Source organism: Streptomyces nogalater, from assembly GCF_039532885.1.
In the GTDB taxonomy this organism is placed as follows: domain Bacteria; phylum Actinomycetota; class Actinomycetes; order Streptomycetales; family Streptomycetaceae; genus Streptomyces; species Streptomyces nogalater.
In genome coordinates, this window is record NZ_BAAASM010000069.1 from 105,731 (window position 1) to 124,525 (window position 18,795).

Annotated in this window: 19 protein-coding genes; 5 read left to right on the top strand and 14 right to left on the bottom strand. The window is 71.7% G+C overall.

Annotated elements, in window-relative coordinates; all coding sequences use genetic code 11:
* Positions 1 to 2: 2 nt before the first annotated feature.
* From ABD350_RS34325 to clpS, 6 genes are all read right to left on the bottom strand, one after another.
* On the bottom strand, positions 3 to 281 hold the full coding sequence (locus ABD350_RS34325; RefSeq protein ID WP_344353000.1) for a MoaD/ThiS family protein: 279 nt from the start codon (positions 279 to 281) through the stop codon (positions 3 to 5).
* Between the two features lie 95 nt (positions 282 to 376).
* On the bottom strand, positions 377 to 472 hold the full coding sequence (locus tag ABD350_RS34330) for a putative leader peptide (protein WP_342447365.1): 96 nt from the start codon (positions 470 to 472) through the stop codon (positions 377 to 379).
* A gap of 79 nt (positions 473 to 551) precedes the next feature.
* Positions 552 to 974, bottom strand: coding sequence for a M67 family metallopeptidase (locus tag ABD350_RS34335; protein ID WP_344353001.1), 423 nt, complete (start codon positions 972 to 974; stop codon positions 552 to 554).
* A gap of 146 nt (positions 975 to 1,120) precedes the next feature.
* Positions 1,121 to 2,545: an amino acid permease gene (locus ABD350_RS34340; RefSeq protein WP_344353002.1), complete on the bottom strand. Its 1,425-nt coding sequence runs from the start codon at positions 2,543 to 2,545 to the stop codon at positions 1,121 to 1,123.
* Positions 2,546 to 2,873: 328 nt separating this feature from the next.
* Entirely contained in the window at positions 2,874 to 3,479 is a 606-nt protein-coding gene (locus ABD350_RS34345) for a DUF2017 domain-containing protein (protein WP_344353003.1), read from the bottom strand.
* 9 nt (positions 3,480 to 3,488) lie between these two features.
* Positions 3,489 to 3,806, bottom strand: a complete 318-nt coding sequence (gene clpS / locus ABD350_RS34350) for an ATP-dependent Clp protease adapter ClpS (RefSeq protein ID WP_344353004.1) — start codon at positions 3,804 to 3,806, stop codon at positions 3,489 to 3,491.
* 57 nt (positions 3,807 to 3,863) lie between these two features.
* On the opposite strand from clpS, the gene ABD350_RS34355 reads away from it, so the two are divergent.
* Positions 3,864 to 5,210 carry a nicotinate phosphoribosyltransferase gene (locus ABD350_RS34355; protein ID WP_344353005.1) on the top strand — a complete coding sequence of 449 codons (1,347 nt, stop codon included), beginning with the start codon at positions 3,864 to 3,866 and terminating at the stop codon, positions 5,208 to 5,210.
* A 94-nt stretch (positions 5,211 to 5,304) separates the two neighbouring features.
* Positions 5,305 to 5,898, top strand: a complete 594-nt coding sequence (locus tag ABD350_RS34360; RefSeq protein ID WP_344353006.1) for an isochorismatase family protein — start codon at positions 5,305 to 5,307, stop codon at positions 5,896 to 5,898.
* A 62-nt stretch (positions 5,899 to 5,960) separates the two neighbouring features.
* Here ABD350_RS34360 and ABD350_RS34365 read toward each other — a convergent pair whose 3' ends face one another.
* The 4 genes from ABD350_RS34365 to ABD350_RS34380 all read right to left on the bottom strand — a co-directional run bounded on the left by ABD350_RS34365 (position 5,961) and on the right by ABD350_RS34380 (position 11,700).
* A complete protein-coding gene (locus tag ABD350_RS34365) occupies positions 5,961 to 6,293 on the bottom strand; it encodes a hypothetical protein (protein WP_344353007.1) in 333 nt (110 codons plus the stop codon).
* Between the two features lie 121 nt (positions 6,294 to 6,414).
* Complete coding sequence (locus tag ABD350_RS34370) at positions 6,415 to 8,772, bottom strand: immune inhibitor A domain-containing protein (protein ID WP_344353008.1); 2,358 nt, start codon at positions 8,770 to 8,772, stop codon at positions 6,415 to 6,417.
* Positions 8,773 to 9,183: 411 nt separating this feature from the next.
* Positions 9,184 to 9,870 carry an RDD family protein gene (locus ABD350_RS34375; protein ID WP_344353009.1) on the bottom strand — a complete coding sequence of 229 codons (687 nt, stop codon included), beginning with the start codon at positions 9,868 to 9,870 and terminating at the stop codon, positions 9,184 to 9,186.
* Between the two features lie 99 nt (positions 9,871 to 9,969).
* Entirely contained in the window at positions 9,970 to 11,700 is a 1,731-nt protein-coding gene (locus ABD350_RS34380) for an RDD family protein (RefSeq protein WP_344353010.1), read from the bottom strand.
* 233 nt (positions 11,701 to 11,933) lie between these two features.
* On the opposite strand from ABD350_RS34380, the gene ABD350_RS34385 reads away from it, so the two are divergent.
* Positions 11,934 to 12,347: an SsgA family sporulation/cell division regulator gene (locus ABD350_RS34385; RefSeq protein WP_344353011.1), complete on the top strand. Its 414-nt coding sequence runs from the start codon at positions 11,934 to 11,936 to the stop codon at positions 12,345 to 12,347.
* A gap of 23 nt (positions 12,348 to 12,370) precedes the next feature.
* On the opposite strand, the gene ABD350_RS34390 is transcribed toward ABD350_RS34385, so the two are convergent.
* Complete coding sequence (locus tag ABD350_RS34390; protein WP_344353084.1) at positions 12,371 to 13,777, bottom strand: FAD-binding oxidoreductase; 1,407 nt, start codon at positions 13,775 to 13,777, stop codon at positions 12,371 to 12,373.
* A 92-nt stretch (positions 13,778 to 13,869) separates the two neighbouring features.
* On the opposite strand from ABD350_RS34390, the gene ABD350_RS34395 reads away from it, so the two are divergent.
* Positions 13,870 to 15,336 carry a tetratricopeptide repeat protein gene (locus tag ABD350_RS34395; protein ID WP_344353012.1) on the top strand — a complete coding sequence of 489 codons (1,467 nt, stop codon included), beginning with the start codon at positions 13,870 to 13,872 and terminating at the stop codon, positions 15,334 to 15,336.
* Positions 15,337 to 15,345: 9 nt separating this feature from the next.
* Here ABD350_RS34395 and hppD read toward each other — a convergent pair whose 3' ends face one another.
* Positions 15,346 to 16,494: a 4-hydroxyphenylpyruvate dioxygenase gene (gene hppD, locus ABD350_RS34400; protein ID WP_344353013.1), complete on the bottom strand. Its 1,149-nt coding sequence runs from the start codon at positions 16,492 to 16,494 to the stop codon at positions 15,346 to 15,348.
* 122 nt (positions 16,495 to 16,616) lie between these two features.
* Here hppD and ABD350_RS34405 point away from each other — a divergent pair, with 122 nt between their 5' ends.
* Positions 16,617 to 17,090: an Lrp/AsnC family transcriptional regulator gene (locus tag ABD350_RS34405; protein ID WP_344353014.1), complete on the top strand. Its 474-nt coding sequence runs from the start codon at positions 16,617 to 16,619 to the stop codon at positions 17,088 to 17,090.
* Positions 17,091 to 17,172: 82 nt separating this feature from the next.
* Here the strand turns inward: ABD350_RS34405 and ABD350_RS34410 are convergent, their stop codons facing one another.
* Positions 17,173 to 17,964, bottom strand: a complete 792-nt coding sequence (locus ABD350_RS34410) for a YlbL family protein (protein WP_344353015.1) — start codon at positions 17,962 to 17,964, stop codon at positions 17,173 to 17,175.
* 55 nt (positions 17,965 to 18,019) lie between these two features.
* Complete coding sequence (locus ABD350_RS34415; RefSeq protein WP_344353016.1) at positions 18,020 to 18,661, bottom strand: IclR family transcriptional regulator; 642 nt, start codon at positions 18,659 to 18,661, stop codon at positions 18,020 to 18,022.
* Positions 18,662 to 18,795: the final 134 nt, after the last annotated feature.

Sequence of the window (18,795 nt, forward strand, 5' to 3'; positions counted from 1 at the left end):
GGTCAGCGCATGCCGCCGGCCACGGCCGGCAGGATCGTGACGTTGTCGCCGTCGGACAGCGGGGTCTTGATGCCGTCCAGGAAGCGGACGTCCTCGTCGTTCAGGTACACGTTGACGAAGCGGCGCAGCTGGTCGCCGTCCACGATGCGGGCCTGGATCCCGGCGTGCCGGGTTTCGAGGTCGGCGAACAGCTCGGCGAGGGTCGTGCCGCTGCCCTCCACCGCCTTCTGACCGTCGGTGTACTGGCGGAGGATGGTCGGGATGCGGACCTCGATGGCCATGGCTCAGGGCTCCTGTCGGAAGGTGTCGTCGGTTCGGTCAGGCGCGCGGCGGCGGCCCGCCGCGGCCGAGGGCCGTACGGCGGCAGCGGCGTGGGTCAACAGAGGGCGCTGTTCAGCCTGCACAGGTCGACGTGCAGCCGCGCCACGAGCAGCGTGCCCGGCGCCCTGTCGCCCACGTCGAGAAGAACCATGGGCTCATCGTATCGATTCCCGGCCCGCCGCCCGGAGTGTGATTCCGTATGCCGGACGGTTTTGGTCCGGCAGGCGAGATCAGTAGGCCGTCACGACCCTGACCTCCTCCTCGGTGACCTGGCCGTCCACGATCCGGAAGGAGCGGAACTGGAAGTCGCCGAGGCCGTCGGTGTCGGCGGTGGAGACCAGGACGTAGTGGGCGCCGGGCTCGTTGGCGTAGGAGATGTCGGTGCGCGAGGGGTAGGCCTCGGTGGCGGTGTGGGAGTGGTAGACGACCACCGGCTCCTCGTCGCGGTCGTCCATCTCGCGGTAGAGCTTGAGGAGGTCGCCGGAGTCGAACTCGTAGAAGGTGGGCGACATCGCCGCGTTCAGCATGGGGATGAAGCGCTCGGGGCGGTCCGAGCCCGCCGGGCCCGCCACCACGCCGCACGCCTCGTCGGGGTGGTCCTTGCGCGCGTGGGCGACGATCTGGTCGTACAGGGCCTGGGTGATGGTCAGCATGGGGGTCAGGATAAGCAGAGGGCCGCTCCGTACCGATGGGTGGTACGGAACGGCCCACATGCCGGACGTCCTGAGCGGCGGCCGACGGGGGCGCCACGAGAGCTCCCGGCGGCCGGACGTCCCTTTTCCGGAAGGTCCGGGTCCGGTCAGCGCTTGTGGAAGGCCGCGGCCTCCGGGTTGCGGCGCCGGAGCACCAGGTAGGTGACGGCGAGGACCAGGCCCCACACCGGCGCGCAGTACAGCGAGACCCGGGCGTCCTTGTCGATGCCCATCAGCACGATCACCATGCCGATGAAGGCGAGCGCGAACGCGCTGGTCCACGGCGCGCCCGGGGCGCGGAACTCCGAGCGGGGCAGTTCGCCGCGGTCGGCCTTGGCCCGGTAGCGGATCTGGCAGATCAGGATGACGATCCACGCCCACATGCCGGAGATGGTCGCGAAGGACACCACGTAGTCGAACGCCTTGCCCGGCCACTGGTAGTTGATCCAGACGCCGACCAGCATCAGCGCGGCGGAGAACGTGGTGCCGATGAGCGGGGTACCGCTCGACGTCAGCTTGGTGAACGCCTTCGGCCCCTGGCTGTTGAGCGCCAGGTCGCGCAGCATGCGGCCGGTGGAGTACATGCCGGAGTTGCAGGACGACAGCGCGGCGGTGAGCACGACGAAGTTGACGATGCCCGCGCCGGCCGGGAGGCCCATCCGCTCGAAGGCGACCACGAAGGGGCTGTTGCCCGCGCTGAAGCTGGTCCACGGCACGACCGACAGGATCATGATCAGCGCGCCGACGTAGAAGACGGCGATGCGCCACGGCACGGTGTTGATCGCCTTGGGCAGCACGGTCTTGGGGTCCTTGGACTCGCCCGCGGTCACACCGACCAGCTCGACGGCGAGGAAGGCGAACATCACCATCTGCAGGGTCATCAGCGTGTCGTCGACGCCGTGCGGGAAGAAGCCGCCCTGGTTCCACAGGTGGGAGACGGTGGCGGTGTCGCCGGCGTCGGAGAAGCCGAGGGTGAGGATGCCGACGCAGATCAGGATCATGCCGATGATGGCGGTGACCTTGACCATGGAGAACCAGAACTCCAGTTCACCGAAGAGCTTCACGGAGATCAGGTTGGCGCCGTAGAGGATGACGGTGAACACCAGGGCCGACAGCCACTGCGGGATGTCGGTCCAGTACGTGATGTACTTCGCCGCGGCGGTGACCTCGGTGATGCCCGTGACCACCCAGAACAGCCAGTACGTCCATCCGGTCACGAAACCGGCGAACGGGCCGATGAACTCGCGCGCGTAATCGGAGAACGAACCCGACACCGGGCGGTACATCAGCAGTTCGCCGAGTGCCCGCATGATCAGGAAGATGACGAGGCCCGCGACGGCGTACGCCAGGATCAGGCTGGGGCCGGCCTTGGAAATGCCCTTGCCCGCGCCGAGGAACAGGCCGGTGCCGATGGCCCCGCCGATGGCGATCATCTGGACTTGCCGGGCTCCGAGCCCGCGCTGATACCCCTCGCCGCCCTCGCCCACGGCCTCATTGCCGTCGTGATGCTGGTCGACCTGCGCTGAGGTCATGTGTGGTGCGCCTTTCTCCATGCCGATCCGGGCCTGTCGTCGGCCTCGGATCGGATCTCGATCCCCCCGGAATGCTGGAGCTGTTGCCTGGCCGACGGTCGTCGGCTCGGTGGCGCACCCGGCCGAACATGGGTGGTGTTGGCCGGGCGGTCGTGAAGATTTATCACGGGCGCAATACTGATCACAGACGGGCGGTGTGAGGCACTGCACAGGTAAAAGCGGACAAACATGGTCCGAAAGTAGCAAAAATGACCGGGATGGTAATCGGATCGTTATCCCGGTTTGAGGCTTCCCTGAGCGAACACCGACTGGAATCAGCCAGTCCGCATCACGGCATCAAGGTCGACACCAAGGTCTCCTGGAGCCCGCCCAGCCAGAGGTACGCCAGCACCATCGGTTTGCGCGGGTCCTCGTCCGGCAGCCGGTAGAGCAGATCCGTGTCGTCCTCGTCGGTGATCTCCAGCCGGGCACCGATCGCCAGCCGGAGGTCGTTGAGGGCGCCGAGCCACTGCCGGGACTCCTGCGGCGTCAGTTTCAGCACCGCCCCGCCCTCCCCGGCCGGGGTGAGCGCGTCCAGGGAGCGGATCACGCCGAGCGCGCTCTCCCGCTTGCCCGCGCGCAGGTCGTTCTCGGTGTAGCGGCGGAACTCGGCGGAGTGCGCCCGCCGCTCCTCGGCCTCGGCCGGCGAGGCGGGAGCCTGCTCGGGGTCGCCGTAGGCGTCCGGGAAGAGCCTCCTGAGGACCGGGTCGGCCGGCGGCTCGCTCGGGCCCTCGGCGAACAGCTCGGCCAGCGGGTCCTCGGGCGCGTCGGCGCCGGGACCGGGACCGATGAGCTCCAGGAGCTGGACGGCCAGCGACCGGATGATGGAGATCTCGACGTCGTCGAGCGCGACGGCCGCGCCGCCGCCGGGGAGCGGTTCGAAGTGTCCGGGCATCTGCGGCGTTTACTTCCGGTCCTGCTGGAGGGTGGCCCACAGTCCGTAGCCGTGCATCGCCTGCACGTCGCGTTCCATCTCCTCGCGGCTGCCGCTGGAGACGACCGCCCGGCCCTTGTGGTGGACGTCGAGCATGAGCTTGGTGGCCTTGTCCTTGGAGTAGCCGAAGTACGTCTGGAAGACGTAGGTGACGTAGCTCATGAGATTGACCGGGTCGTTGTGGACGATGGTGACCCAGGGGACGTCGGGCTCGGGTACGGCGGAGACCTCCTCCACCGTCTCGGTGCGTTCGATCTCTACGGGCGCGGGTGACGTCACACTGACCATGCTGCCACGGCCTCCATAAATCGTCACACCGACGAAAAGGGAGTACGATTCCACGCCATGAACACAGCGGACCTTGGGCTGCCGGTGGACGTTCCCTCGACGGCGCTCTTCACGGACCAGTACGAGCTGACGATGCTGCGCGCCGCGCTGAAGGCCGGTACGGCTGAACGGCGGAGCGTGTTCGAGGTCTTCACCCGGCGGCTGCCGAACGGGCGCCGCTACGGCGTGGTGGCCGGGACCGGGCGGGTCCTGGACGCGGTGGAGAACTTCCGCTTCGACCCGGGCGTCCTCGGCTTCCTGCGCGAGCGGCGGATCGTCGACGAGGAGACCCTGAAGTGGCTCGCCGACTACCGCTTCAGCGGGGACATATGGGGTTATCCCGAGGGCGAGGTGTACTTCCCCGGCTCGCCGATCATGCGGGTCGAGGGCAGCTTCGCCGAGTGCGTCCTGCTGGAGACGGTGATCCTGTCCATCCTCAACCACGACTCCGCGATCGCCGCCGCCGCCTCCCGGATGGCCTCCGCCGCCGGTGACCGGCCGCTGATCGAGATGGGCGCCCGGCGCACCCACGAGCTGGCCGCGGTGGCCGCCGCCCGCGCCGCCTACGTCGGCGGCTTCGCCACCACCTCCGACCTCGCGGCCGGGTTCCGCTACGGCATCCCCACCGTGGGCACCTCCGCCCACGCCTTCACCCTGCTGCACGACCGCGAGCGGGACGCCTTCCAGGCCCAGGTGGAGACCCTGGGCCGGGGCACCACCCTGCTGGTGGACACCTACGACGTCGCCGAGGCCGTCCGCACGGCGGTGGAGGTGGCCGGCCCCGAGCTGGGCGCGGTCCGCATCGACTCCGGCGACCTGCTGCTGGTGGCCCACCGGGTGCGGCAGCAACTGGACGAGCTGGGCGCGACCGACACGAAGATCATCGTGACCTCCGACCTGGACGAGTACGCCATCGCCTCGCTGGCCGCCGCGCCCGTGGACGCCTACGGCGTCGGCACCCAGCTGGTGACCGGCTCCGGGCATCCCACCAGCTCCATGGTCTACAAGCTGGTCGCCCGCGCCGACTCCGCCGACCCGAAGGCGCCGCTGGTGCCGGTCGCGAAGAAGTCCAGCGGCGGCAAGATGTCGGTCGGGGGCCGCAAGTGGGCGGCGCGCCGGCTGGACGCGGACGGGATCGCCGAGGCCGAGGTCGTCGGCACCGGGCCGGTGCCGGCCGAGCTGGCCGACCGGCAACTGCTGGTGCCGCTGGTGCGCGGCGGGACGGTGGTGGCCCGGGAACCGCTGGACGTGCCCCGGGACCGGCACATCGCGGCGCGCGGGAATCTGCCGCTGTCCGCTACCCAGCTCTCGCGCGGGGAACCCGTCATCCCGACGGAGTACGTACACGGGCGCTCGGGTAGCTAAAGCGCGACCGCCGTCCGCCCCTTCCCACCCCTCCCGCACGGGCCCGGAAGTCTCTAGGCTCAGTTACTTCACTCTCAGTCGAAGGACACCCACCATGCGCCGCGCCTTGATCGTCGTAGATGTGCAGAACGACTTCTGCGAGGGGGGCAGCCTCGCGGTGGCCGGGGGAGCGGACGTGGCCGCGGCCGTCACCGAGCTGATCGGCGAGGCGGCGGGCACCGGGTACCGGCATGTGGTGGCCACCCGGGACCACCACATCGCGCCCGGCGGTCACTTCGCGGACGACCCCGACTACGTCCAGTCCTGGCCCGCGCACTGTGTGGCGGGCACGGAAGGCGTGGGCTTCCACCCGAACTTCGCCCCCGCGGTCGCCTCCGGCGCGGTGGACGCCGTGTTCGACAAGGGGGCGTACTCGGCGGCGTACAGCGGTTTCGAGGGCACCGACGAACACGGCGTGTCCCTGGCCGACTGGCTGCGCTCCCGGGAGGTCACGGAGGTGGACGTGGTGGGTATCGCCACGGACCACTGCGTACGGGCCACGGCCCTGGACGCGGCCCGCGAGGGCTTCCGCACCCAGGTCCTGCTGGACCTCACGGCCGGGGTCGCCCCGGAGACGACCGAGCGGGCCCTGGAGGAGCTGCGGGCGGCGGGGGTCGAACTGACGGGCAAGCCGGTGGTCGGCGGCTGAGCGGGCCGGGTACGTCACCCTCAGCCCGTCACCCTCAGCCCTCACCCCCGGCCCGTCGGCCCTCAGCCCGCCACCGCCGGCCCCCGGAGCAGTGCCCGGATGGGGTGCCACAGTTCCGTCGCCATGACGCCGCCGGCCGCCGTGGGGGCCGTGGGTGCCGTGCGCCAGACCAGGCCGTCGGGGTGATGCAGGACCGCCGTGATCTCGTCCGGGGTCGGAGGCGATGCGTTGCCGCGGAGGTACACCGCCCGCAGGCCCAGGTTGCGGAGCCTGGTCAGGGCGCGTGTGCGGTTGGCGGCGTGCACCAGCACCCGCACCCCGGCGGAGCCGTACGGCAGGTCGAGCGCCACCACCACCGTGCCGTTCGGCAGCTTGCTGAAGCCTCCAGCGGTCATGCGGTCACATCCCCGTTCCGGTCGGTGTCAATAAGGGGTCCACAGGACGCACCTAAACACGATCGGCGGCAACCCGCCAGGGGTTGCCGCCGATACGCGTAATGGCCTGCGGTGATGCGGATTACTTCACCGCGGGACCGACCTTGAGGGAGATCGTCGAGCCGTCCTTGGCCTCCTTGACGATCGTGATCTTGGTGTTGGTGTCAGTGACCTTCACGCCACCGGTCGGGTTCGAGGGGTCGTAGTAGGTGCTGGTGTGGTCGTTGAAGACCGGCACGCCCTTCGAGCCCTTGATCTTCAGCGCGACGTCCGCCTTGTGCAGCGTGATGCCGTCCGTGGCGTACAGGCTGAACGGCGAGTCGTAGGCCTGGACACGGTTGCGCAGCAGCGTGCCGTCGGCCCACTTCAGCGCCGTCGGGTGCGAGTCGACGGGGAGGATCAGACCGGTGCCCGGGTGACCGTTGGTGCTGTTGGTGTTGTTGTCCGCCTGGGAGGTGTCCCACTTCCAGATCAGCAGGCCGTTCTGGTACGGGTAGTGCTCGACCCAGTCCGGACGCGACGCGAAGCCGAAGTTGTACGGGCCCGTCTTCAGCGTCTTGTCGTACGACACGTACTGCCGGTTCTCGGCGATGTAGTACTGCTTGTAGTCCTTGGTGAAGGACGCGCCGATGCGGGAGAAGCCGTTCGCGGTCCAGCCGGCGTCCGCCTTCTCGGCGTCGTCCGAGAACAGCGGGGCGCCGTCGGCGGTCACGGTGATCTCGTCGGCGGTGAAGCCGTTCTCCGCGACACCGCTGTCGGTGGCGTAGCGGAAGCGCAGGTCGATCTTCTTGCCCGCGTAGGCGTCGAGCGGGAACGACAGCTTCTTGTGCGTCTCGGAGGAGCCGCTCAGCGCCGGCTTGCCGCCGGCGTCCTTCGGCAGGGCCTGGCCGTCCGCGGTGCCGTCCAGCGCGGTCCAGTTGGCGCCGCCGTCGGTGGACACCTCGGTGTAGACGTAGTCGTAGCCCTGTTCGGTGGCCCACCAGCCGTCCAGGGTGAGGCTCGCCGAGGTCTTGCCGGTCAGGTCCACGGACCGGGTCAGCGTGTTCTTCAGGTCGTTGCCGCTGCCGCTCCACCACTGGGTCGAGCCCTGGGCGGGCTCGACGATCGTGGTGGTGACCGCCTTGTCGGGCAGGTTGACCACGAGGGCCTGCTTGTCGAAGGTGTTGTACTCGGCCGGGCCCAGCTTGTGCGTGGACTGCTTGCCGGCCGTGGCGGTGTCGTAGTTCAGCCAGCCCAGCTGGAGCTTGTCCCAGGCGTTCATGTCGCCGGGCAGGTCGCCGATGGAGTCCTTGCCCCGGCCGAGCCAGGAACCGGAGGACATCAGGGTCCAGAAGCCGGTGGAGTTGTCGCCGCCGGCGGTGTCGTACTCGTCCGGCAGGCCGAGGTCGTGGCCGTACTCGTGGGCGAAGACACCGAGGCCGCCGTTCTCCGGCTGGATGGTGTAGTCGCCGACCCAGATGCCGGTGTCGCCGACCTGGGTGCCGCCGAGCTTGTTGTTCTGCGGGCCGGTGGCGCCGGCGTCGGTGCCGAAGGCGTACCAGCGGTGGGCCCAGATCGCGTCCGTGCCCTGGGCGCCGCCGCCCGCGGACTCGTCCTCACCGGCGTGCACGATCTGGAAGTGGTCGACGTAGCCGTCCGCCTCGTTGAAGTCGCCGTCGCCGTCGTAGTCGTAGCGGTCCCACTGGTCGTACTGGGCGAGGTCCTTCTTGATGTCGGCGTCGGTGCGGCCGGCCGCCTTCTGCTGGGCGACCCAGGCGCCCAGGCCGTCGCTGACGATGTTCCACACGCTCGGGCAGTTGGTGGAACCGCACGCGTTGTTGCCGTAACGGGCTTCGTTGTAGGGGACCTTGACCCAGTCGGTGACCTCACCGGAGACGGAGTAGCGGCCCGAGGACTGCTTCTCGTAGTACTTCTTCAACGACTCGGTGTTCTTGCCGGTGCCGAAGTAGAGGTCCTGGTAGTGCTTGCGGTCGTAGTCCTGCTGCCAGGCCGTGGAGTTGTCCTTGGTGCGGTCCGGCGCGGCGATCTGGTTGTGCAGCGGGCCGGGCGTGCCGCCGAACTTGGGGTCGGTCTTGTCCCCGAATTCCACCAGGATGGTGAAGATCTTGTCGGTCTTCTCACGGCTCAGCTCGACGTACTTGCTCTCGCCCTTGCGGCTCTTGAGCTTGACGACCTTCGAGCCGTTGCGCTCCTGCGCGGTGGCCTTGCCGGATATGAGCTGGTTCAGGGCCTCTTCACGCTGGGCGTCCTGGGTCTTGCTCAGCGGGCCGTCCAGGTCGTGCTCGTGCTGCTTCTCCGGCGCCGGGTCGTGCCGGTCGACGGCGGCGGGCCGGGTCTCGGGGCTGGCCTCGGCGACGGCGAACGTCGCGAACGAGGCGGACGCCGCCGCGAGGGTCACGCCGATGGCGGCCGCTCTGAACGTCCAGGATCTGCTGGTCACTTGAGTTCCTCCCCCGCGCCGCGCACACGGACAGGGGGTTCCGGGCATGGAGGAATCCGTGCGCGCAAGATCAACGCGTGTAGTCAAGTGACGACATTTGACTAGAGGTTTGGCAGAAAAGACAGACCTTGACTTGAGCAGGACAAGTGCACTATGCGGAGGTGGAGTCCGCTTTACGGACAGGCGTCGGCGTGCCGGTCAGGGGGCCGTACCCGTCCGCCCGACGGGCCGGTGACTCCGTGCGCCCCCCGTGCACCGGCACCCTGGGCCAGGGCACGCCTGACGGGCGTCCCGCTCGGAGCGAGGACGCCCGGTGAACCACAACTCGCCTGTTCGCCTACTGGCCTGCTCGCCTGCTCGCCTATGAATCAGGCACGGGCGGCCCGGTGTCCGGCCCCGGCGGCATGCCGCTCAACGGGTGGTGACCACCACCGTCTTGGCCGCCTTGTCGTGCAGGCCCTGTTTGTACGGCTTGTCGAAGAAGCTCCAGCCGCCCGAGACGGCCGTCCAGACACACGCGCAGCAGAAGGCGAACGGCACCCACAGCACCAGGGCGCGGGTCAGCGAGGTCGCCACGGACGGGGTGGCGCCGTTGTCCAGGTTGGCCACCCGCAGGTCGAGCCACTTCTTGCCCAGCGTCTGACCCGATCTGCTGATCATGAAGGTGTCGTAGGCGACATAGACCACGGCCGCGATGAAGGACTGGGCGACGGACCGGCCGACCTCGATCCGGTCGCCGTCGATGGAGTACTCGCGCACACCGAACGGCCAGGTGAGCAGCCAGACGACGATGCCGACCAGGATCATGTCGATGATCCGCGCGAGCGTCCGCTTGCCGCTGTCGGCGAGCGGGGGCATGCCGGCCAGCGGATCGGCGGGATAGCCGCCGGCCCCGGATCCGTACGGCCCGCCGCCGTAGGGGCCTCCACCGTAAGGGCCGCCGCCATAGGGGCCGCCGGGGGGCGGGGGCTGACCGCCGCCGTACGGGGGCGGGGTGTCGTACGGCGAGCCCGGCCCCTGGTCCGACGGGGGCCGCTTCCTGAAGGGGTCGTCCTCGGGGGGCTGCTCTCCGGAGCCGGGGGGCGGTTCGCTGCTCATGGCCCGAGTGGAACCCGGAGGACGCCGCCGCGCATCCGGCAGACGGCCGGACGGAGTACCCGGCCCGTGCCCGGCCGCTGCCCCGGCCCCTCCCCCGGCTCAGCCCGCGACGAACGTGTGCGCCGCCTTGTCGTGCCAGCACTGGCGCCACGGCCGGTCGAACAGACACCACAGCACGCCCACGACACCGACGACCAGCAGCCCCGGCACGCTGAACACCAGCCAGCGGCGCAGCGCGGGACCGAACGCCGGCGGCTCGTGCCCCTCGATGTCCCGCACCTCCAAACCGCACAGCCTCTTGCCCAGGGTGCGACCCCAGCGGGCGGTGGGCAGCACCTCGTACAGGACGCCGGCGAGCAGCAGGACGGCCAGGACGATGCCGAGGCTGGTGCCGGTCGTGCCGTCGATCAGCCACACGGTGACCTGGTGGCCGGACAGCCGGGCCGCGTCGATCTTCTGCTGGACGTGGTCCACGGCCCGGATGCCGAGCGGCACCGCCGCGGCGGCCGTCACGGCGCCCACCACGGCCAGGTCGATCAGCCGCGCCGCGAGCCGTCTGCCGAGCCCGGCGGGGCGGGCGGCGGCCTGCCGGCGCGCGGCGGCCTGGAAGAGGTCCTCCACCGGTGGCTTCCACGGTGCGACGGACGGCTCGTCCCCGCCCCCGGCCAGCTGGTGCACCTGCTGCGCCCAGGACGCCTGCCCGCCGCCGGGCCCGCTGGTCACGGGGGTGGCGACGGGAGCGGGCCCGGACTGCTGCGGCACGGGGGGTGCCACGGCGGACTGGGGTGCCTGGGCGGCCGCCGGGGGTGTCTGGGCGGCGGCAGCGGCCTGGGCGGCGGCCTTTCCGGCACCGAAGCCGGAGGCGGCGGGGGCGCCGGCGGGCCCCTGGGTGCCGAAACCGGCCGGGGCGGCGTCGGGCCCCGGCGGGTCGGAGGGCACCGGGCGGATGGTCATCGTGCCGTCGTCGGTGCGGGCCGCCGCCGGGCCGGGCACCGGGCGCCGGAAGACGAACGTGCCGGGGTCCGGCGCCTCGCCGACCTCGGCCGGGGGCACCGTCGCGGTGCCGTCGGCACGGGCGGCGCCCTGCCCGCCGGAGCCGGCCGGGGAGTCCATCGGCACCCGCGGATCGACCCCCCGGCCCCCACCGCGCCCGCCATCCCCGCCAAACCCGGCCGACCGGTCCCGCTGCCCGGGGAGCCCGGGGGTACCGGGGACGTTGGGGGTACCGGGCTGAGCGGGGGTGCCGGGCTGAGCGGGGGTGCCGGGCTGAGCGGGGGTGCCGGGGAGACCGGGTCCGCCGGACTGGGCAGGCACTCCGGGCCGGGCAGGCCCGCCGGGCTGAACGGGGGCGCCCGGCATACCGGGTCCGCCGGACCGACCAGGAACTCCGGGCTGAACAGCGGCGTCACCCCGGCCGGTTGCTCCCGGCTGACCGGATGCGCCGAGTCCGCCGGGGGCGCCGAGCTGACCTGGCTGACCGGCCTGGGCCCACTGATCAGCCTGTCCGCCCTGACCGAGCGGGCCACCCTGACCGAGCGGACCGCCCTGGCCGAGCGGACCGCCCTGGCCGAGCGGATCCCCCTGGCCGGTGTCCACTGCGGCGGGCGGGTCCTCGTCGAAGAAGTGGGGGCCCGTTTCCTCCACGGTCGGGGTGGCCGGGCGGGCGCCGGGAGGCGGGATGAGCGGCTCGCCGTCCTTCGGCGCCGGACGGCTGGTGCCGGGCACCCAGGAAGCGCCGTTCCAGTACCGGACGTAGCCGGGGATGGACGGGTCCGGGTAGTAGCCCTCGCGGGGCCTGTCGTCGCCGGGTGCCGGGGTTGGGGCGCTCATGTCCGTCGTCCCGTATCTGCTCGGGGGTGGGATGGGGGCCTCCACATCTATCAGACCGGGGCAGTCCGCAGCGCCAGTCCCGCAGGACCCACCCCTTTCCGGGCAACGCCGCACCGGCTTCCCGGGGCCCGCGAAAAAAAGTTCCCCGGACCCGCGTAATGGTCCGGCCCCCGCCCGCTCTCCCCTGGTACGGGCCCGGTCCGAGCGGCCCCGAGCAGAAGGGAGACACCGTCATGCGGCACACCGTGGTGGAGCGGGAGCTGGAGCTGAGGCTGGTTCTGTCGCCGGAGGACAGCGTCCCGGTCCCGGCCCGGCTGACGTACCGCTCCGACGACCCCTACGCCGTCCACATCGCGTTCCACATCAACTCCGAGCACCCGGTGCACTGGACGTTCGCCCGCGAGCTGCTGGTGGAGGGGGTGTTCCGGCCGTGCGGGCACGGGGACGTGCGGGTGTGGCCGGGGAAGTCGGAGGGTCGCGGAGTGGTCCTGATGGCGCTGAGCGCGCCGGACGGCGACGCGCTGCTCCAGGCGCCCGTCGGGCAGGTCTCGGCGTGGCTGGAGCGCACGCTGCGGGCGGTGCCGCCGGGCACGGAAGGCGGTCAGCCGGGCCTCGACGACGCGCTCGACCAGCTCCTCGCACGGTGAGCCGGGCGCCGGGGCACGGGGTGTCAGAACAGCTTGCCGGGGTTGAGGATGCCCAGCGGGTCGAAGGCCTGCTTCACCGCCCGCTGCATCTCCACCCCGACCGGGCCCAGCTCCCGGGCCAGCCACTCCTTCTTCAGCACGCCGACCCCGTGTTCCCCGGTGATCGTGCCACCCAGCTCCAGCCCGAGGGCCATGATCCGGTCGAAGGACTCGCGGGCCCGGCGGGACTCCTCGGGGTCGCGGGCGTCGAAGCAGACGGTGGGGTGGGTGTTGCCGTCGCCCGCGTGCGCGCACACGCCGATCGTGAGGCCGTACTCGGCGGCGATCCGCTCGACGCCGGCCAGCATCTCGCCGAGCCGGGAGCGGGGCACGCACACGTCGTCGATCATCGTCGTGCCCTTGACCGCCTCCAGCGCGGTCAGCGAGAGCCGCCGGGCCTGGAGCAGCATGTCGGACTCGGCCGCGTCCTCCGCCGGCACGACCTCGGTGGCGCCGGCGGCCTGGCACAGGGCGGCGACGGCGGCCAGGTCGGCGGCCGGGTCCGGGGTGTCGAAGGCGGCCAGCAGCAGCGCCTCGGTGGTCTCCGGCAGGCCCATGTGCGCGAGGTCGTTGACCGCCTTGACCGTCGTACGGTCCATCAGTTCGAGGAGGGACGGGACGTGCCCGCCTTCCATGATGCGGCACACCGCGTCGCAGGCGGCGGTCGCCGAGGCGAACTCGGCGGCCAGCACCAGTTGACGGGGCGGTTTCGGCTTCAGCGCCAGGACCGCCCGGACGACGATGCCGAGGGAGCCCTCGGAGCCGACGAAGAGGCGGGTGAGGTCGTAGCCCGCGACGCCCTTGGCGGTGCGGCGGCCGGTGGACATCAGGCGGCCGTCGGCGAGGACGACGTCCAGGCCGAGGACGTACTCGGCGGTGACGCCGTACTTGACGCAGCACAGGCCGCCGGAGGCGGTGCCGATGTTGCCGCCGATGGTGCACATCTCCCAGCTGGAGGGGTCCGGCGGGTAGTACAGGCCGTGTTCCTCGACCGCGCGGGAGAGGGTCGCGTTGATCACGCCCGGTTCCACCACCGCGATCCGGTCGACGGGGCTGATCTCCAGGATGCGGTCCATCTTGGTCAGCGACAGCGCGATGCAGCCGTCGGTGGCGTTCGCGCCGCCGGACAGGCCGGTGCGGGCGCCCTGCGGGACGACCGGGACGCGCAGTTCGGTGGCGGTGCGCAAGACGTGCTGGACCTGCTCGACGGTGCGCGGCAGGACGACGGCGGCGGGCCGGCCGGCCGGGCAGAAGCTCGCCATGTCGTGGGCGTAGGAGGCGGTGACGTCGGGGTCGGTCAGGACGGCCTCGGGCGGCAGGCCGGCCAGGAGCCGGTCGGCGAGGTTACCGGTGTGCGCGTCGCGCGGCGCTTCGATGCGGCTCATGATCACAGCGTGGCACTCGCGGCCATCGGTGTGAACCCCGCCCGCGCCGTCCTTGGGCCACCCGGATGTGCTCGTCATATTGACGCACAGTGAGCGCCATGGACAACCGGCAGTGCGTGGGTACGTCCCTGATCTCCGAGCCGCCGGCGCCGCGCCGGCGGCGGGTGGTGCGGCGGCTGCTGCTCGCCGCGCTGGCGGGCAGCCTGGCCACGGGCGCGGTACTGGTCCTGCTGCCCGGGGAGCCGCAGCGGCACCGGCCGGCCCGGCCGCCCGCCGCCGGCCCGCAGTCCCGGCCGCGGGAGCAGGCGCTGACGGCGGTGACCTACGGCGTGCCGGCCGCGCTGCCCGGGCTGACGGCGCTGATCGGGCGGCAGGAGCAGCGGGTGAGCCGGCGGCCGAAGGACGCCCTGGCCTGGGCGGTGCTGGGGTCGGCGTATGTGGAGCGGGGCCGCCGGGCGGGTGACGCGGCCGACTATCCGCGCGCCGAACGGGCGCTCAAGGCCTCGCTGGAGGCGCGGGGCACGCGGAACACCGAGGCGCTGGACGGGCTGGCCGCGCTGGCGCTGGCGCGCCGGGACTTCCCGGCGGCGAAACGGTACGCCGAGCAGGCGCACCAGGCGGCGCCGAAGCGGTGGTCGGCGTACCCGGCACTGATCGACGCCTACACCGGGCTCGGCGACTACGAGAAGGCCCGCTCCGCCCTGGACAAGCTGCTGGCGCTGCGCACCGACGCGGCGGTGCGGCCGGCCGTGATGGCGCGGGCGGCGGCGGTGTACCGGGACCGGGGCTGGCGCGAGGACGCGGTGGCGCAGCTGACCGACGCGGCGGCCGCCGCGCGCACCCCGGCGGAGCAGGCCGCCTGGCTGGCCGGGGTGGGGCAGCTGGCCTGGGAGCGAGGGGACCTGCCGGAGGCGCTGCGGCACTTCGAGGCGGCGCTGCGGCTCGACCCGGACCAGCGGGCGGCACCGGCGGGGCGGGCGCGGACGCTGGCGGCGCTGGGCCGCACCTCGGAGGCGCTGGCCGCGTACCGGGCCGCCGTCGCGAGCCGGCCGCGCCCGGAGGACCTGCTGGAGCTGGGCGAGCTGTACGAGACGCTGGGGCAGCCGGACGCCGCCGAGGACGCTTACGCGCGGATGCGGGAGGCGGTACGGCTCTCGGTGGCCGGCGGGGTGGACGAGGAACTGCTGATCGGCCGGTTCGAGGCGGACCACGGGGACCCGTGGGAGGCCGTGGAGCGGCTGGAGGAGGAGTGGCGGCGGCAGCCGGGCATCGAGGTGGCCGACGCGCTGGGCTGGGCGTTGCACCGCGCCGGCGAGGACCAGGAGGCGCTGACGTACGCGACCGTCGCGACGGACAAGGCGAAGGGCGGCGGGGTGCGCAGCGCGCTGTACGCGTACCACCTGGGGGTGATCGAGGCGGAGCTGGAGCGGACCGGCCCCGCGCGGCGGCACCTTGAGGAGGCGCTCAGGATCAATCCGTACTTCTCGCCGCTGCGGGTGCCGTTGGCGCAGGAGGCGCTGCGGGAGCTGGGCGACGTACCCGACGAGCCGCCGCCCAGCGAGTAGGGCCCGCCGTTACAGGTTGCCCCGCTTGGCCTGCTCGCGCTCGATCGCCTCGAACAGGGCCTTGAAGTTGCCCTTGCCGAAGCCCATCGAGCCGTGCCGCTCGATGAGTTCGAAGAACACCGTCGGCCGGTCCTGGACCGGCTTGGTGAAGATCTGGAGCAGATAGCCGTCCTCGTCGCGGTCGGCGAGGATCTTCAGCTCGCGCAGGGTGTCGACCGGCACGCGGGTGTCGCCGACCCACTCGCCGAGGGTGTCGTAGTAGGAGTCCGGGGTGTCGAGGAACTCGACGCCGGCCGCGCGCATGGTGCGGACCGTCTGCACGATGTCGTTGGTGTTGAGCGCGATGTGCTGGACGCCGGCGCCGCCGTAGAACTCCAGGTACTCGTCGATCTGGGACTTCTTCTTGGCGATGGCGGGCTCGTTGATCGGGAACTTGACCTTGAGGGTGCCGTCCGCGACCACCTTCGACATCAGCGCGCTGTACTCGGTGGCGATGTCGTCGCCCACGAACTCCTTCATGTTCGTGAAGCCGAGCACCTTGTTGTAGAAGGCCACCCACTCGTTCATCCTGCCGAGTTCGACGTTGCCCACGCAGTGGTCGATGGCCTGGAAGGTGCGCACGGCGGGCGGCTCGACCAGCGGCTCGGCCGCCGTGTAGCCGGGCAGGTAGGGGCCGTCGTAGCCGGAGCGGTCGACGAGGGTGTGGCGGGTCTCGCCGTAGGTGGCGATCGCGGCGAGGACGACCGTGCCGTGCTCGTCCTTCACCTCGTACGGCTCGGTGACGCCCCGGGCGCCGTTCTCGACGGCGTACGCGTAGGCGGCGCGCGCGTCCGGGACCTCGATGGCCAGGTCGATGACGCCGTCGCCGTGCTCGGCGACGTGCCGGGCCAGGAACCGGCCCCAGGCGCTGGTCGGCTTGATCACCGAGGTGAGGACGAACCGGGCGGAGCCGTTCTCCAGCACGTAACTGGCGGTCTCGCGGCTGCCGTTCTCCGGTCCGGAGTAGGCGACCAGCCGCATGCCGAAGGCGGTGGAGTAGAAGTGCGCCGCCTGCTTGGCGTTGCCCACGGCGAAGACGACCGCGTCCATTCCCTTGACCGGGAAGGGGTCGTCCTGCCGGGCGGTCGTGTCGGGAGTGTGGTGTGTGGTCTGCGTCATACCGGAAGGGTGGCCCCGCTCTGCAAGGTGCGCAATAGTTCGCGAATCCGCTGGGCAATGTGCTCAGTACTACGACCGTTCACCCGGTCTTTCTGTACAGGCTGACCATCTCAGGGGGTCCCGTGGCGATCGATCATCTGGACGGGCGGATCATCGTGCTGCTGGCCGAGGAACCGCGCATCGGCGTGCTGGAGATGTCCCGGCGGCTGGGGGTGGCGCGGGGCACCGTGCAGGCCCGGCTGGACCGGCTGCGGTCGAACGGGGTCATCCGCGGCTTCGGCCCGCAGGTGGACCCGGCGGCCCTCGGCTACCCGGTCACCGCGTTCGCCACCCTCCAGATCCGCCAGGGCCAGGGCGCCGACGTCCGCGCGCACCTGGCGACCGTGCCGGAGGTGCTGGAACTGCTGACCACCACCGGCAGCGGGGACATGCTGTGCCGGCTGGTGGCCCGCTCGAACGCCGATCTGCAACGGGTGATCGACCGGGTGGTGGGCTTCGACGGCATCGTCCGCGCCTCCACGACGATCGTGATGGAGACACCGGTACCGCTCCGGGTGATCCCCCTGGTGGAACAGGCGGCACGGGAGGGGAGGTGAGCGGGCGGGGACGGGGACGGGGGCGGGGCGGGGCCTGGCGAGGTGCCCGGGGGCTTGATGGGGGGCGGGGAGGGGCGGGGGGTCAGCAGCTCGGGACCGGGCCCTTGCCCTTCTCCAGTGCCACCAGGGCGTCGACGGCACCCTTGAGCGTGGTCACCGGCACCAGGCGCAGCCCCTTGGGCAGTTCGGCCTCGGCCTCACCGCACTCCGCCTTCGGTACCAGGAACACGGTCGCCCCGTCCCGGCGCGCGGCCTGCGTCTTCAGGGCGACCCCGCCGACCGCGCCGACCTTGCCGGAGCCGTCGATCGTGCCCGTACCGGCGATGGTGCGGCCGCCCGTGAGGTCGCCGCCGCTGCCGTCGCCGTCCAGCTTGTCGATGATGCCGAGGCTGAACAGCAGACCCGCGCTGGGCCCGCCCACGTCGGCGAGGCGCAGCGTGACCTCGACCTTGTCCGCGCTGAGCCCGAGGTGCTTCAGCGCCGCCTGGGTGGCCGAGTCCTGGGACTCGCGCATCTGCGCCAGGTTGTGCTTCTCGATCTCCTTGACGGTGTCCCCCGCCGGGTAGACCGCGTCGCGCGGCATGACGGCCCGGTCGGTGCGGAACCAGTTGCCGATCACGTCACCGAGGGAGATCCGGGCGTCCGGTCCGGTCGCCACGATCGTGGTCATCCGCAGCTGACCGCTGGTCTTCCGGGTCGGTGCGCCGGAGACGGTGATCACCGGGGTGCCCTGGTTGACGCCGAGCACGTTCGCCGTCGAGCCGGGCTGTGCCACGGAGAACGGCAGCGGCGCGAACACGGCCGTGGCGAGCAGGGCCACGACGGGCAGCGCGCTGACGGCGAGGGCCTGGGGGCGTGTGAGACGTGAGAGCACGGAATCAATCTAACGTGAGCGCCCCGGGGGCCCTTGCCGTGTCCGGGTGCCGCGGTCAGCGCAGCGCTTCGGCGACCTCGCGGGCCGCTTCGACCACCCTCTGGCCGACCCGGTCCGGTACGGCGTCGGCCAGCATCACCACGCCCACGCTGCCCTCGACGCCCGTGACCCCGACCAGGGGCGCGGCGGCCCCGCTCGCGCCGGCCTCCAGTTCACCGTGGGTGAGGGTGTAGCCGGGGTCGGCGCACGGCGACTTGCGCGCGGCCAGGATGGCCCTGCCCGCGGCTCCCCGGTCGAGGGGGTGCCGGAAACCGGGCCGGTACGCCACGTGGTAGTCGGTCCAGGTCGGTTCCACCACGGCGACGGCGAGCGCCTCCGAGCCGTCCACCAGCGTCAGGTGCGCGGTCGCCCCGATGTCCTCGGCGAGGGACCGCAGCGCGGGCAGCGCGGCCTCGCGTACCAGGGGGTGCACCTGCCGGCCGAGCCGCAGCACTCCGAGGCCGACCCGGGCCCGGCCGCCCAAGTCCCGCCGGACGAGCGCGTGTTGTTCGAGGGTGGCGAGCAACCGGTATACGACGGTGCGGTTCACGCCCAGTCTGGTGGACAATTCGGTGACGGTCAGCCCATGGTCCGTGTCGGCCAGCAGCTTGAGGACGCGCAGTCCCCGGTCGAGCGTCTGAGAGGTCTCCGCGGTCACGACGCCCACTCCTTCGGCGGTGAGGTCGGCGGGTCCCTGAGCGGCGGATGCGTCACCGAGTCCCGTCGGCGACGCGCTTCAGAGGCCGCCGATCGGCAGGACGGCCCGGCGGCTCCAGGCCCTGTCGCTTCACG